The organism is Serratia sp. YC16 (assembly GCF_009707615.1).
GTDB classification, from domain to species: domain Bacteria; phylum Pseudomonadota; class Gammaproteobacteria; order Enterobacterales; family Enterobacteriaceae; genus Serratia; species Serratia surfactantfaciens.
Window position 1 is genome coordinate 629126 of sequence record NZ_WLYN01000002.1, and the last position, 14618, is coordinate 643743.

A 14618-nucleotide genomic window follows, 5' to 3' on the forward strand; every position below is an offset into this window, starting at 1 on the left:
GGGTTACTCGCTGGCCAATGAAACGACCGGATCCATCCTTGCCGCTTTGCGGGCGGGGAGATAACCGAAGATCATGCCGATTAAGGTTGAACAGAAAAACGCCGTTGCGGCAGCTTGCCAGGAATAGATGGCGGTGAACATGCCGCCCGCCAGCGAGGTGAACAGCGACCCGGCGGCGAGCGACAGCGCAATGCCCAATGCGCCGCCGATCAGACAGACCAGCACCGCTTCGATCATGAACTGTTGCATGATGTCGCTGCGCCGCGCGCCGACCGCCATGCGCACGCCGATTTCGTGGGTGCGTTCGGTCACCGAAACCAACATGATGTTCATCACGCCGAGGCTGCCGATCACCAGCGAGATCGAGGCTACCATCAGGATCAGCAGGCTGAGCGTCATCGAGGTGCGCTCGATCGACTTACGGAACTGATCGCGGTTGAAGGTCATGAAATCCTTGACGCCGTGGCGCTGGGTCAGCAACTGCGTGATGGCGCTGACGGCGGCATCGCTGGCGACGTCATCCTTCAGCCGCACGGTGATGCCGCTGAGCGTGGTTTTGCCGACCATGCGGTACATCACCGTACTGTAGGGCATCCAAACGCTGATGCGGTTGGGCGCGTAGTTGCGCTCGCTTTTGGCGACGCCGACCACTCGCGCCGGCACCGAGCCGAGAAACACGATCTGGCCGAGCGGCTCGACGCCGAAGTCGCCGAACAGCGCCTGGCGCGCGTTGTCGTCGATGATCACTTCCTGCAGCGCGTTGCGATCGTCGCGGAAGGTGGCGCCTTGCACCAGCGTGATGCCGTTGACGCGGAAATAGTCGCGCCCGACGCCGGTGATTGACGCGGTGGCGGATTTGCTGCGAAAACGGATGCTGTCGGACGCGCTGACTTCCGGGCTGACGCTGTCGACGAAGCTTTGCTGCGCCAGGGCGTCGGCGTCGGCCGGCACCAGGGTGCGGATGCTGTCGATGGCGTCGTCGAAGAAGTCGCGCCCCGGATAGATGCTTACCACGTTGGTGCCGAGCCCTTTGATATTCTCCAGCGTGCGTTGCTTGGCGCCTTCGCCCAGCGCGACGACCGTGACCACGGCGGCGATGCCGAAGATGATGCCGGTCATGGTCAGCGCGGTGCGCAGGCGGTGGGCATTCATCGCCTTCAGCGCCATATGCAGCGATTCGCGGGTGCGGTCGATAAGACTTTGCCAGCCGCTTTGCCGGCTGCGGTTCGGCGACGGCAGCGAAGGACCGGGCACCGACTGGCGGCCGCTGTCAGCGATGATTTCGCCGTCCCGCAGCTCGATGACGCGCTGTGCATGCTGCGCCACTTTCATGTCGTGGGTGACGATCACCACGGTGTGGCCGCGCTGATTCAGTTCACTGAGGATCGCCAGCACTTCCTGGCCGGATTGGCTGTCCAGCGCGCCGGTCGGTTCGTCCGCCAAAATGATCTCGCCGCCGTTGATCAGCGAGCGGGCGATGCTGACGCGCTGCTGCTGGCCGCCGGAAAGTTGACCAGGCTTATGGTCTTCGCGTCCCTCCAGGCCCAACCGCGCCAGCAGCTGCGCTGCGCGCCGCCGCCGCTGATCGCGCCTGTCATTGGCATAAATCGCCGGGATCTCGACGTTGCCCAGCGCGCTGAGATCGGGCATCAGGTGATAGCGCTGGAAGATGAAGCCGATATGCTCGCGGCGCAAGCGGGCCAATTCGTCAGGCGACAGATGGGCGGCGTTCTGGCCGCTGATGTAGTAGTCGCCGCGATCCGGCACGTCGAGACAGCCCATGATGTTCATCAGCGTCGATTTGCCGGAACCGGAGGCGCCGATGATCGCCACCAGTTCGCCGGCGGCGATGGTCAGATCGATGTCTTTCAACACCGTCAACGCCTGGCCGCCGTTGGTGTAGGTTCGGCTGATGCCTTTTAGCTCGATGATCGCGTTCACAGGAAGAAGCCATCCTCAGCCGATTTGGCGGCAGGCTGCGACAGCACCACGGCCTCACCGGCTTTCAGACCGCTGAGGATCTGAATATCGACGTTGTTGGTGATGCCGGTGGTCACTTCGCGCGTTTCCAGCCGCTGGTCTTGGGTCAGCACCTGTACCTGCTGCACTTTCCCTTCGGTTTTATGCACCGCCTGGATCGGCACCAGCAGGGCGTTCTTCGCTTCGCCGAGCAGCAAGGAAACCTGCGCGGTCATGGCGATGCGCAGGCGATTTTCCGGGTTAGGTACGTCCAACAGCGCGTTGTAATAGACCGACGCATTCGAGGTGCCGGAGCCGGACGCGGAGCTGGTGCCGGCGAGCGAATCGTCTTTCATCACCGATTCCGGCGCCAGTTCGATGGTGCGCAGCGTGGCGTCGTAGCGTTTATCCGGATCGGAGAAAATCGTGAAGTATGCCTTTTGCCCTGGCGAAATGCGGGTGATGTCGGCTTCGGAGATCTGCGCCTTGATAGTCATCATATCCAGCCGCGCCAGCTTGACGATGGTCGGCGCGCTTTGGCTGGAGTTGACCGTTTGCCCCTGTTGCGTGACCACGGCGATGACGATGCCGTCCATCGGCGCGACCACGCGGGTATAGCCCAGATCGATCTTTTTCTTGTCGACGTCAATCTGCGCCTGTACCAGGCGCGCATTGAGCGAAAGCTGTTCGGCGCGGGTGGTAGCGAGCGCGGTTTCGGCGGTTTCGAAGTCTTCATGCGAGCTGGCTTCGTCGCTCAGCATGCGGCGTTGGCGTTTGAAACGTGATTCCGCCTGTTTCAGCTGCGCCTGTTTGGCCTGCAGCTCGGCTTTGATCACGTTTAGCGCCGCTTCGGCGTTGCGCAGATCGTTGCGCTGTTGCAGATCGTCGATGTCGGCGATCGGCTGGCCTTTGGTGACGCGATCGCCTAGTTTGACCTTCAGCGATTTGACCTCACCGGAGACTCGCGCACCGACGTTGACGCGTTCGACGGCGTCCAGCCGCCCGGTGGCCAGCACGGCGTTTTCGATATCGCCCAGCCGGGCCGGTGCGGTAACGTAATCCTGTTGCGGCGGGCGTTGCCAATAGATGGCCAACGCGACAGCGACGGCGATGAAAACGATGACGGCGACCAACGCCAGGCGGCGGGAGGAGAGTTTCAGTGATGGCATACCCAGGTTTTCCATAACGATAAAAGCGGCGGTTCCAGTCTGCCATCATGGCAGCGCCAGCTTGAACTGGCGCTAAACGTCAGGCGCTTTCCCGCTGGAAAGGGGATAGTAAAGGCTTTCTCGCTAAAGATCACGGCGAGTTACTATCCGTTGGGTGTGCAACCGACGGCGATGGGCGTTATACTGGGTAAAAAACCAGTATTCATTTATCAGCAGGATGACACCGCCGCCATGATGCCGAACCGCCTCGAGCCTGAACTCGATATTTACCAATACCCGGAGCACCTGCGCGCTTGCCTGGCGTCGTTGCCCAAGGGGCCGGGCGTGTATGTGTTCCATGGCCAGAGCGAAAGCCTGCCGCTTTACATCGGCAAAAGCGTCAACGTACGCAGCCGGGTGATGGCGCATTTTCGCGCGCAGGACGAGGCTAAAATGCTGCGTCAAACCCGGCGCATCAGCTTTATCGAGACCGCCGGCGAATTGGGGGCGTTGCTGCTGGAGGCGCAGCTGATCAAGCAGCAGCAGCCGCTGTTCAACAAACGCCTGCGGCGTTCGAAGCAGCTGTGTGCGCTGCGTTTGCTGGCGGGGAACGTGACGATAGCGCATGCCAAAGAGATTGATTTCGCCGTCACGCCCGATCTCTACGGGCTGTTCGCCAATCGCCACGCCGCGTTGGAAAAGCTGCGCGCCATCGCTGACGAGCATCGATTGTGTTACGGCAAGCTGGGGATCGACAAGCTGCCCGCCGGGCGAGCCTGTTTCCGTTACAGCCTGCGCAAGTGCGCCGGCGCCTGCTGTGGCGTGGAGTCGGCGCAGGAACATGCTCTGCGGCTCAGCGCGGCGCTTGAACAGTTGCGCATCGCCTGTTGGCCGTTCGCCGGGCGCGTGGCGCTGGAGGAGCAGGGCGAGGCGCTGCGGCAGTACCATGTTATCCACAATTGGTTTTATCTGGGATCGGTCAGCAGCCTGGCGCAGGCGAAGTTGCTGCAGAGCGCGGCCAGCCACTTTGACAGCGATGGCTACAAGATTCTGTGCAAGCCGCTCATCGGTGGCGATTACCGGATTATTGCGCTGCCTTAATGCCGGAACGCTAGCGATTACCTAAGACTTATCCGTAAATGCATGACATTATGCTAAAAAAGCTTGAGTCCATAATGTTGTTATGGATAATGTCGCCCCGAAGCGAAGGAACGCGCTATTAACTCAGTTGGCAGAGTGATTGGTTTTATAATGGCTTGTTTTGGCTTGAAAATTGATAGACGCGGGTTCGAGTCCTGCATAGCGCGCCAGCTTTCTTTCCCTTCACCTCACCGCGTTTACCGTAAAGCGCACCCGGGTTGATTTGCACTATCGGCTCCTCGTTGGGATTTTCGGGTGTGCTTTACCGTAACCGCTGGCTTTCCTTCCTCTTTCTCTTTCGATCCTTTGCTAAACTGTAATCAGGCAGGCTGTCTGCCCGGCAACAGGAGGTCGATATGTCTCACTCCGAGCAACTGCAGGAGCTCTTGCAACGCGTCGCCGCCCTCGAGGCGAGGGAGAAAGCGCTGACCGCCGCATCCAACGCTTATCAGGCGATTATCACCACCATGTTGGGCAATATGGAGAAGGCCGAACGTGACCGGATCATCGCCATGATCGATCAGGCCCATGAAATCGCCTACGCCCGCGCCATTCAACGCAGCAACGAACCGCAAAAGCAAAAAATCAAACAGGCCGACGACGTCGCCCAGCGCATGTTCATGTTTGCGCAAGGCAAAGCCGCTCAGCCGCGCTGAAGCCGAACTATAACAGTTGCCGTCATTAAGTTGGCTAACTGATCTACCCGGCAAAACTGTACTTGTGTTACTTTTAGCGGTGAGATTTGATGGCAATGCTGTTTCCAGCATAAGGTTGTAACGATGGACGCGATTAAAAGCATCTTGGTTAAAGAGATTGAACAGATCAATCGGCGCGAGGGGCGCGACGGCAAGCCGCGTTTCAACAGCGAATTCGCCCGCACTCACCGCTATTTGTGCCTTGCCATGTTCGCCGGTTACTTCGCGGTGATCGCCGTGATGTATCAGGTGCCGTATATGGGGATGTATGCCTTCTTGGGCTTCACCGCCTTCGTGCTGTTCATGTTCGCCATGCTGCTGATCGAGATTCGGCCGGTGTATCGTTTCGAGGACATCGGGGTGCTGGATTTGCGGGTTTGCTACAACGGCGAATGGTACTTCACCCGCGCGCTGTCGCCTTATGCGGTGCAGCAGCTGCTGGATGAGCCGTCCATCGGCGCCGCGCTGAAACAGAAGATGCGAATCATCATCGGCAACAAGGGCGAAATCGATTTCTACGACGTGTACGACATGGCCTACGGAAAAAAGCCGCAGGATGAGCCGTCTCAGCTGGCGGCGGCGAACTGAAAGGTTTCCGGCCGGCGGCTTGTCGATTATACTCAGCGTTTGAACGTGAAGCAGAATAAGGACCAAGCGATGAGCGATGATATTTTCGATTTTGATATCGATGCCGAACTGGCGAAAGCCGAAGAAAAAGCGGCGCAGAAGGTAAAAGAGGTTCCTGAGTTCCTCGAGGACGAAGCGGACTGCGAAGGCTGCAAGATCTGATCGCCTGCCCCATAAAAAAAACCGCCGCGGCGGTTTTTTTTATGTCTGAGCATCGCGCGGCGTCAATCCAGCACGAATCCCCAGATCAGGAACGCCGCCACCAAAATCAGGCAAAGCGCGGACACCGTCACCAGTATTTTCCCCAGAATGTCTTTTTCTTGTTCCCGCTGCGTCACGTTGAAGTTATCCAATTAAAAGTCTATGGACCAAACCGGCGATGCCGAGATCGAGCGCCGCTACGCCCAGCGCCATGATCATTATCACCGAAAGAAATCGAGTCTTGCCGTTCACATCCCTAATCCCTGTCGGCGCCGTTATATCAAAGGGATATAATTTGGCGGCGCCGTACTGCATACATCGTGATAGAGATTAAGAGCGTTCTTAAGGCCAGAAGTTCCCTCATCTGATAGGCCGGCGCCTGAGCGGCAGCGTTAGTCGGTCACGATCCGCACGCCTATCTTGCTGACTTGATTGCCTTCCATTTCGGCGATGGTCCAGGTCAGACCGTCCCATTCCACCTGGTCGCCGATGACCGGTTCACCGCCGATCAATTGAATAACAAACTGGCCGAGCGTCTGCTGCTCATCCACGTCGTCTTGCAGATTGAGGCCATAGACCTGCGAGATATCGCTCAAACGGGCGTCGGACTGCAGGATAAAGTCGCCGAAGAACCGCTCATCGAGCGTCACGGCCGGCGCCTGGCTGAACAGCTTGCCGAGGATCGGCAGATCGTGCTCATGGCCGATAACGCACAGAATATCGTTCTCTCGCAGCCGGGTGCTGCCGCTCGGGTGCAGCAGTTCTTTGCCGCGGAACAGGGCGGCGATGCGGGTGTTGGGCGGCATTTTCAGCTCGCGCAGCGCCGCGCCGACGCACCAGTTTTCCGCCGAAAGTTGATAGACGAACTGCTCCCACTGGTTTTCCGGGTGCACGTCCAGCCCGACGCGGGAGATCGGCGTCAGCGCCGGCGGCACGATCACCTTGGCTTTTTTGGCGGCGAAAGACAGCGTGGTGCCCTGCAGCAGCAGGGAGACCAGCACCACGAAGAACGCCACGTTGAAGAACAGCTGGGCGTTGGGCAAGCCGGCCATCATCGGGAACACCGCCAGGATCACCGGCACCGCGCCGCGCAGGCCAACCCAGGAGATAAAGCCGCGCTCGCGCAGGGTAAAGCTGCGAAACGGCAGCAGGCCGATAAACACCGACAGCGGGCGGGCGAACAGGATCATCCACAGCGACAGCAGCAGGGCAGGGATGGCGATCGGCAGCAGCTCGTGTGGATTAAGCAGCAGGCCGAGCACCAGGAACATGCCGATCTGGCTGAGCCACGCCAGGCCATCGAAGGTTTGCACGATGCCGTGACGGTTGCGGATCGGCCGGTTGCCCAGCAGCAGGCCGCACAGGTACACCGCCAGAATGCCGCTGCCGTCCAGCGCGGTGGTCAGCGCGAAAATGAGAATGCCGCCGCTCACCGCCAGCAACGGATAGAGGCCGTCGGCCAGCTTGATGTGGTTGATCAGCGTCAGCAGCAGCCAGCCGCCGCCCAAACCGAAGACGATGCCCATGCCGAACTGCTGCATCAGATGCAGCGGGAAGGTCCAGCTTAGCGCGGTTTCCCCGGCGGCGATCATCGCAATCAGCGTGATAGTGAGAAATACCGCCATCGGATCGTTGCTGCCGGATTCGATCTCCAGCGTGGCGCTAACGCGTTCGTTCAAGCCTTTGCCGCCGAGGAGCGAGAAGACTGCAGCGGCGTCGGTGGAACCGATGATGGCGCCGATCAGCAACCCCTGCAGCAGATCGAGATTGAACAGCCAGGCGGCGGCCATGCCGGTCAGGCCGGCGGTGATCACCACGCCAATGGTGGCGAGAGACAGCGCCGGCCACAGGGCGACGCGGAAAGAGCTGACCCGGGTGCGCATGCCGCCGTCGAGCAGGATCACCGCCAACGCGAGGTTACTGACCAGATAAGCGACCGGGTAATTGCTGAAGACGATACCGCCTGGCCCGTCGACGCCGGCCAGCATGCCGATCGCCAGGAAGATCACCAGGATCGGAATGCCGAGCCGGGAAGAAAATGAGCTGAGCAGAATGCTTGCCCCCACCAGCACGGCACCGATGACGAACAAACTGTTAATGGTGCTGGCATCCAAAATATCGCTCTCCTGAGGCTGGGGGATAGGGGGCACTGCGCTGGTGTCGATGATAACGTGTTTAGTGGGTAAAACGCCAAGGCTGATTGCGAAAACAACCGATCAATTATTGCCCTTTGGTGCGATTAACCGAAGAAAGTGAGGGGAAGAGGGAGAATGCTGCCTTTTATCCAACATTATCAGTCTGCTGTATTTCTGCTTTGGCAACAATGCCCGATCGTGGCTGAGGGAAAAACCATTAAGCCCGCGCAGGCAGGCTTAATGGTTTGCAGGCGCGGCAGGGTTAATGGTCGAGCGATTCCAGCGCCCGCTTGATTAGCTCGGTCGCCAGCTTGCTTTCCGTTTCGGAAATGCCGTCGAGATTGAAGTTGGCGAGTTCAGTTACCAAAACGCTGCGTTCTTTGCCGCTGATCGAAGCGTCCAGCGCGGACAGCAGCCGGCCGAGGATCTTCAGCAAGGTGGCGTTTTCCGCTACGGCTTCCTCAGCCGGTGGGGTTTTATCGGTCATTCAAAATCCTCTCTGTCGTGACGGAAGGGAGAAACAGCTAGCGCCATCGAATATATCAAGCGGTCGCGCAGCCCCTCGGGGGTGTTGAGCCCAATCGCTACCGTAAGGCAGGGATCCGGATTTCTACTTATGCATTGCAGTTATAACGCCTAGGTTATCTATGCAGCCGTATCACTTTGCCTCAACGGTCGACGCCAGGCTGAGCAATGTGTGCTCTGCATGCAAACCACCAGTATAGGCTTTTTACGCGGCGTAAATATGACAGGAAATCCCTGCAAACGATCGGGTTTACAGGGAGGGAAGGTTATTGCGGCTTGCCGGAGAACAGGAAACGCAGCACCGGAATACGCTTATGCAGTTCATATAAAGCGAAGGCCAGCGAGAACACAAACAGCAGGCCCAGCAAGAATCCCAACAGATTGTTGCCGATATAAGGCGTCACGAAGGCGCCATATATCAGCGTCAGAGGATGGTGCACCAGATATATAAACAGCGAGGCGTTGACCAGATAGGTGATGCGCGGCGAGTGATAATTCAGCAGGTTATGCCCGAAAGAGAACACCACATTGGTCATCAGAATCCCCATTAGGGTTTTGATCACCACTTCCAGTTCGAACATATAGCTGCTGTGCGCCAGCAGTTTCTGGTTCAGCATATACGCGATAAACAGCAGCAGCGAGCCGAGCAGCGCCAGCGGCGAACGGCGCAGGAAAATCTCCTTAAGCCACACGTACTTAAACGCATAGGCGCCGAGGATGAAGAACGGCAGGTAGAACATCGTCTCCATCACCACGAAATTGAACAGGCCGTTGGATAATAGCTGCGGCGCGAAAATCAAAATAATACGGTGCGCGGCCGAATAGCATACCGCATAAATAAAGAAACACAGTGAGATGTTTCCTAATCCCCGCATTCTATTTATTAAGGCTGGGATATGCTCACGGGTTTGACGCTTGATTTTACGGAACAGATAAAAACAGGCGCAGGTTAACAGTGATAACGTCAATAAGAACCACAGATGAGAAACCAATTCCCAAACTGTTACATTTATTTTCTGATAGAGAGAAAACGTATCCCAGCCATTTAATTTATCGGTGAAATATTTCAGCATAAAGAACTGCGGCACCGTTATTAGCGGGATGGAACTCAGCAGCGGGATCGCCACCCGTTCCAGCCTGACCTTCAGCCACTGATGTCGCTCGTAGCGTTCGTAAAGCATGTAGGAGAAGTAGCCGGATATCACGAAGAACACCTGCATGCGGAAGGCGTGGATGAAGTCGTTCAGCACCGTGAGCGAGAAGGAGGGCGACGCGCTGTTCACCGCCCAGGCATGGCTGGAATAAATCAGGGAGAGGTGAAACGGAATGCCGAGCAACATCAAATAGGCTCGGATCGAATCGAGGAAAAACTCGCGCTGTTTGCTGCCTTTAGTCATAGATTACCGCTGGTGATTTAATCGGGTGCTCATTAACACGCTTAATAAGTCGTCAAAGGTTAAATTGTTATCCGAAACCCTACTATAGCCCCCCGCATTTTTCCATAGCGTCTTGTTGCGCGGCTTGCTACGCTGGTGCTCCATCAGCTGCTTAAACAATGAGCCGTAAACATGAACCATCCATTTATCATGTTGTCGGAAAGCTGAGTAATCCATTAATATGGATTTAAAATGATTTGAGCACACGAATAGGGGGGGATGTGCTAGTTAATATATTATCCGGACAACCACGCGCCGCGAGCGTTCGTTGGTTAGGTGCCACCGTATTGTTCACGCTGTTCAGTGCGCCGGCGTGGGCCTTTTCTATTGATGATGTGGCCAAGCAGGCGCAGGATCTGGCTGCGAAAGGTTTCGAAGCCCCGAAGAGCAACCTTCCTTCTCAGTTCCGCGAGATGAAGTTCGCAGACTATCAGCAGATTCAGTTCAATCACGATAAAGCCTATTGGAGCAAGCTGAAAACCCCTTTCAAGCTTGAGTTTTATCATCAGGGGATGTACTTCGATACGCCGGTGAAAATCAACGAGGTCACCTCCACCAGCGTAAAGCAGATTAAATACAGCCCGGATTACTTCAATTTCGGTTCGGTCAAGCACGATCCTGAATCGGTGAAGAACCTCGGCTTTGCCGGCTTTAAGGTGATCTACCCGATCAACAGCGCCGACAAAAACGATGAGATCATGAGCCTGCTGGGCGCGAGCTATTTCCGCGTGGTGGGTAAAGGGCAGGTTTACGGGCTTTCCGCTCGTGGCCTGGCTATCGATACCGCTTTGCCGTCCGGCGAAGAGTTCCCGCGTTTCCGCGAATTCTGGGTTGAGCGTCCGAAGCAGGGCGACAAACACCTGGTGATCTACGCGCTGCTGGATTCCCCGCGCGCTACCGGCGCTTACCGTTTCACGGTGATCCCGGGTCGCGATACCACCGTGGACGTCGAGTCCAAAGTGTTCCTGCGCGACAAAGTGGGCAAACTGGGCCTGGCGCCGCTGACCAGCATGTACCTGTTCGGGCCAAACCAGCCGTCGCCGACGCTGAACTACCGCCCGGCGCTGCACGATTCCAACGGCCTGTCCATCCACGCTGGCAACGGCGAGTGGATCTGGCGCCCGCTGAACAATCCTAAACACCTGTCCGTCAGCACCTATACCGTCGAGAATCCGAAAGGCTTCGGCCTGCTGCAGCGCGGCCGCAACTTCAAGGATTACGAAGATCTGGACGATCGTTACGATCTGCGCCCGAGCGCCTGGATCGAACCGAAGGGCGACTGGGGCAAAGGCAAGGTCGAGCTGGTGGAGATCCCGACGGCGGATGAAACCAACGACAACATCGTCGCGTTCTGGACGCCGGACACCTTGCCGGAAGCCAAAAAACCGCTGACGCTGAGCTACCGTCTGAACTTCACCCGCGATGAAGATAAACTGCATTCGCAAGACATCGCCTATGTGGCGCGCACTATGCGTTCGACCGGCGACGTGAAGCAGTCGAACCTGATTCGCGAGCCTGACGGCAGCGTGGCCTTCCTGGTCGACTTCGTCGGCCCGGTGCTGAAAGGGCTGGACGCCAACACGCCGGTCGCTTCTCAGATCAGCATCGGCGACAACGGTGAAATGGTAGAAAACAACGTCCGCTATAACCCAGTGACCAAAGGCTGGCGCCTGACGGTGCGTCTGAAAGTGAAAGACGACAAAAAACCGGTAGAAATGCGCGCGGCGCTGGTCAATGGCGATAAGACTCTGTCGGAAACCTGGAGCTATCAGCTACCTGCCAATGAATAAGCCTACTCAACCCGCCCAGGATTATCTTGCGGCGCTGCCTCTGACCGCTGAGCGGTCGGAGGCGCTCACCCCTCAAACGGCGGATGACGCTCAGGCACTGGAGGCGCTCCATCGGCAGATGGGCGCCGCCGACGCCAACGTCAATAGTTTGTCGGCGGATGACGTGGCGCTGGCCTCGGTCAAGCCGCGTATCGAAAGCGCCTGGCCGGATGCGGTCAGCGATGACGACTTCGATACCGACGCCGAAGGGCGCGCCATTCTGAAAGCGACGCCGCCGATCAAACGCACCACCATGTTCCCGGAAGCCTGGCGCACCAACCCGGTGGCGCGCTTCTGGGATTCTCTGCTGGGGCGTTCGCCGCACAATCGGCACGCCACCAAAGAGGAGGCCGAGGCCGAGAACCGCTGGCGTGTCGTCGGTTCGATGCGCCGCTATGTGCTGCTGGTGCTGATGCTGGTGCAGACCGGCATCGCCACCTGGTACATGAAAACCATCCTGCCTTATCAGGGCTGGGCGCTGATCGATCCTATCGCCATGCTGGATCAGGACCTGATGCAGTCGGTGTTGCAGCTGCTGCCGTATGTGCTGCAGACCGGCATTCTGATCCTGTTCGCGGTGCTTTTCTGCTGGGTCTCGGCCGGTTTCTGGACCGCGCTGATGGGCTTCCTGCAACTGCTGATCGGCAAGGACAAATACAGCATTTCCTCCACCATCAAGGGTGATGAGCCGATCAACCCGGCGCACCGCACCGCGCTGATCATGCCGATCTGCAACGAAGACGTCGAGCGCGTGTTCGCCGGTCTGCGTGCGACCTATGAGTCCGTCGCCGCCACCGGTCAGCTGGAACACTTCGATATCTACGTGCTGAGCGACAGCTACGATCCGGACATTTGCGTGGCCGAGCAAAAGGCGTGGATGGAACTGTGTCGCGATGTCGACGGCCACGGCCGTATCTTCTATCGCCGCCGCCGCCGCCGCGTAAAACGCAAGAGCGGCAACATCGACGACTTCTGCCGTCGCTGGGGCGGCGAGTACAGCTACATGGTGATCCTGGACGCCGACAGCGTGATGAGCGGCGAATGCCTCACCGGGCTGGTGCGCCTGATGGAAGCCAACCCGAACGCCGGCATCATCCAGTCCGCGCCGAAGGCGTCCGGTATGGATACCCTGTATGCGCGCGTGCAGCAGTTCGCCACCCGCGTTTACGGGCCGCTGTTTACCGCCGGTCTGCATTTCTGGCAGTTGGGCGAGTCGCACTATTGGGGCCATAACGCCATCATCCGCGTGAAGCCGTTTATCGAGCACTGTGCGCTGGCGCCGCTGCCGGGCGAGGGCTCTTTCGCCGGTTCTATCTTGTCGCACGACTTCGTTGAGGCCGCGCTGATGCGCCGCGCCGGCTGGGGCGTGTGGATCGCTTACGATCTGCCGGGCAGTTACGAAGAGCTGCCGCCGAACCTGTTGGATGAGCTGAAGCGCGACCGTCGCTGGTGCCACGGCAACCTGATGAACTTCCGCCTGTTCCTGGTGAAAGGAATGCACCCGGTGCACCGGGCAGTGTTCCTTACCGGCGTGATGTCCTACCTGTCGGCGCCGCTGTGGTTCATGTTCCTGGCGCTCTCCACCGCGTTGCAGGTGGTGCACACGCTGATGGAGCCGCAATACTTCCTGCAGCCGCGGCAGCTGTTCCCGGTTTGGCCGCAGTGGCGGCCGGAGCTGGCGATAGCGCTGTTCTCCACAACGCTGGTGCTGCTGTTCCTGCCGAAGCTGCTCAGCATCGTGCTGATCTGGGCCAAGGGCGCGAAAGAGTATGGCGGGGCGTTCCGTCTGTTCATTTCGATGCTGATGGAAATGCTGTTCTCGGTGCTGCTGGCGCCGGTGCGCATGCTGTTCCATACCGTGTTCGTGGTGAGCGCTTTCCTTGGTTGGGAAGTGGTGTGGAATTCGCCGCAGCGTGACGATGACGATACGCCGTGGGGCGAAGCGTTCCGCCGCCATGGTTCGCAGATGTTGCTGGGCCTGGTGTGGGCCGGCGGCATGGCGTGGCTGGATCTGCGCTTCCTGTGGTGGCTGTCGCCGATCGTGTTCTCGCTGATCCTGTCGCCGTTCGTGTCGGTGCTGTCGAGCCGCGCGACGCTGGGCATGAAAAGCAAACGCGCCAAGCTGTTCCTGATCCCGGAAGAGTACAATCCGCCGCGTGAGCTGCTGGCGACGGAAGAGTACCTGCATCTCAACCGTAACCGTGCGCTGACCAACGGCTTTATGCACGCGGTGGTCAACCCGTCCTTCAACGCGCTGGCGACAGCGCTGGCGACGGCGCGTCACCATCTGCGCGCCACGCTCGATCGCAACCGCGAAGAGCGGGTGAACGAAGCGCTGCAGCTGGGGCCGGAGAAGCTGGTGAAGGGCAAACGTCTGGAGCTGTTGAGCGATCCGGTCACGCTGGCTCGTCTGCACCAGCGCGTCTGGCTGTTGCCGGAAGGCGCCGCCTGGCGTGAGCACTATCAGCAGTTGCCGCATAACCCGCTGGCGCACCCAACGGGCCGGCGTTAACCGCTAAACGGCAACGCTCGACGGGGAATGCGCATCGCGCGTTCCCCGTTTTTTTTACCTTTTGCTTACGCGCGCCGGTACCGGTGGAGAAAGGGAACTGTGATAGACTGCGGCCAATGCATTGTTCACTCGCGAAACAACCCTTTGCTCAGAGTTAATGTCGTGACGCTCTCTTCCTACTTTCGCCTGGCCTGCGTGGCGGCCGGCGTGATGGTCTTAACCGGTTGCGGCAGCATCATCAGCCGCACCGTGCCCGGTGCCGGGCATGGCCATCAGTATTATCCCGGCGTGCAGTGGGATCTGCGCGATACGCCCTGGCGCTACGTCACGGTGATAGACGTGCCGCTGTCGATGGTGGTGGACACCTTTATGCTGCCGTTCGATGCGCAGCATGGCCCCTATGAATAGATC

13 protein-coding genes and 1 tRNA gene are annotated in these 14618 nt (G+C 58.7%); 8 read left to right on the forward strand and 6 right to left on the reverse strand.

The features are described from left to right. Positions 1-3: 3 nt before the first annotated feature. Positions 4-1941 carry a MacB family efflux pump subunit gene (locus GKN89_RS10375; RefSeq protein WP_197667463.1) on the reverse strand — a complete coding sequence of 646 codons (1938 nt, stop codon included), beginning with the start codon at positions 1939-1941 and terminating at the stop codon, positions 4-6. Beyond that, a complete protein-coding gene (locus GKN89_RS10380; RefSeq protein WP_154746919.1) occupies positions 1938-3143 on the reverse strand; it encodes an efflux RND transporter periplasmic adaptor subunit in 1206 nt (401 codons plus the stop codon). The genes GKN89_RS10375 and GKN89_RS10380 overlap by 4 nt, the downstream gene beginning before the upstream one ends. Before the next feature lie 216 nt (positions 3144-3359). On the opposite strand from GKN89_RS10380, the gene cho reads away from it, so the two are divergent. The 5 genes from cho to GKN89_RS24475 all read left to right on the forward strand — a co-directional run bounded on the left by cho (position 3360) and on the right by GKN89_RS24475 (position 5731). After that, positions 3360-4208 (forward strand): excinuclease Cho, encoded by an 849-nt coding sequence (cho, locus tag GKN89_RS10385; protein ID WP_063919599.1) that lies wholly within the window; start codon positions 3360-3362, stop codon positions 4206-4208. Between the two features lie 112 nt (positions 4209-4320). Further along, a tRNA-OTHER gene (locus GKN89_RS10390) sits at positions 4321-4417 on the forward strand. A gap of 186 nt (positions 4418-4603) precedes the next feature. After that, a complete protein-coding gene (locus GKN89_RS10395; protein WP_019455879.1) occupies positions 4604-4903 on the forward strand; it encodes a sigma-S stabilization anti-adapter protein IraP in 300 nt (99 codons plus the stop codon). A gap of 123 nt (positions 4904-5026) precedes the next feature. Next, on the forward strand, positions 5027-5530 hold the full coding sequence (locus GKN89_RS10400) for a YlaC family protein (RefSeq protein ID WP_015377412.1): 504 nt from the start codon (positions 5027-5029) through the stop codon (positions 5528-5530). Between the two features lie 69 nt (positions 5531-5599). After that, positions 5600-5731: a hypothetical protein gene (locus GKN89_RS24475; RefSeq protein ID WP_015377413.1), complete on the forward strand. Its 132-nt coding sequence runs from the start codon at positions 5600-5602 to the stop codon at positions 5729-5731. Positions 5732-5793: 62 nt separating this feature from the next. Here GKN89_RS24475 and GKN89_RS24480 read toward each other — a convergent pair whose 3' ends face one another. From GKN89_RS24480 to mdoC, 4 genes are all read right to left on the reverse strand, one after another. Next, positions 5794-5922, reverse strand: a complete 129-nt coding sequence (locus GKN89_RS24480) for a hypothetical protein (RefSeq protein ID WP_019455877.1) — start codon at positions 5920-5922, stop codon at positions 5794-5796. Positions 5923-6162: 240 nt separating this feature from the next. After that, entirely contained in the window at positions 6163-7884 is a 1722-nt protein-coding gene (locus tag GKN89_RS10405) for a potassium/proton antiporter (RefSeq protein WP_019455875.1), read from the reverse strand. Positions 7885-8167: 283 nt separating this feature from the next. Further along, positions 8168-8392 (reverse strand): hypothetical protein, encoded by a 225-nt coding sequence (locus GKN89_RS10410; RefSeq protein ID WP_019455874.1) that lies wholly within the window; start codon positions 8390-8392, stop codon positions 8168-8170. 304 nt (positions 8393-8696) lie between these two features. Further along, a complete protein-coding gene (gene mdoC, locus GKN89_RS10415) occupies positions 8697-9827 on the reverse strand; it encodes a glucans biosynthesis protein MdoC (protein WP_154746920.1) in 1131 nt (376 codons plus the stop codon). A 260-nt stretch (positions 9828-10087) separates the two neighbouring features. Between mdoC and GKN89_RS10420 the strand changes: the two genes are divergently transcribed. From GKN89_RS10420 to GKN89_RS10430, 3 genes are all read left to right on the forward strand, one after another. Further along, entirely contained in the window at positions 10088-11656 is a 1569-nt protein-coding gene (locus GKN89_RS10420) for a glucan biosynthesis protein G (RefSeq protein ID WP_025159953.1), read from the forward strand. After that, positions 11649-14207, forward strand: coding sequence for a glucans biosynthesis glucosyltransferase MdoH (gene mdoH / locus GKN89_RS10425; RefSeq protein ID WP_025159952.1), 2559 nt, complete (start codon positions 11649-11651; stop codon positions 14205-14207). Before GKN89_RS10420 ends, mdoH begins: the two co-directional genes overlap by 8 nt. Positions 14208-14369: 162 nt before the next feature. Beyond that, positions 14370-14615: a YceK/YidQ family lipoprotein gene (locus GKN89_RS10430; protein WP_019455870.1), complete on the forward strand. Its 246-nt coding sequence runs from the start codon at positions 14370-14372 to the stop codon at positions 14613-14615. Positions 14616-14618 lie beyond the last annotated feature (3 nt).

Bases quoted from the DNA above. Each gene is read 5' to 3' on its own strand.
- GKN89_RS10400 (WP_015377412.1), top strand. From the start codon at position 5,027: ATGGACGCGATTAAAAGCATCTTGGTTAAAGAGATTGAACAGATCAAT.
- GKN89_RS10410 (WP_019455874.1), bottom strand. From the start codon at position 8,392: ATGACCGATAAAACCCCACCGGCTGAGGAAGCCGTAGCGGAAAACGCC.
- mdoH (WP_025159952.1), top strand. From the start codon at position 11,649: ATGAATAAGCCTACTCAACCCGCCCAGGATTATCTTGCGGCGCTGCCT.
- GKN89_RS24475 (WP_015377413.1), top strand. From the start codon at position 5,600: ATGAGCGATGATATTTTCGATTTTGATATCGATGCCGAACTGGCGAAA.
- mdoC (WP_154746920.1), bottom strand. From the start codon at position 9,827: ATGACTAAAGGCAGCAAACAGCGCGAGTTTTTCCTCGATTCGATCCGA.
- GKN89_RS10395 (WP_019455879.1), top strand. From the start codon at position 4,604: ATGTCTCACTCCGAGCAACTGCAGGAGCTCTTGCAACGCGTCGCCGCC.
- cho (WP_063919599.1), top strand. From the start codon at position 3,360: ATGATGCCGAACCGCCTCGAGCCTGAACTCGATATTTACCAATACCCG.
- GKN89_RS10380 (WP_154746919.1), bottom strand. From the start codon at position 3,143: ATGGAAAACCTGGGTATGCCATCACTGAAACTCTCCTCCCGCCGCCTG.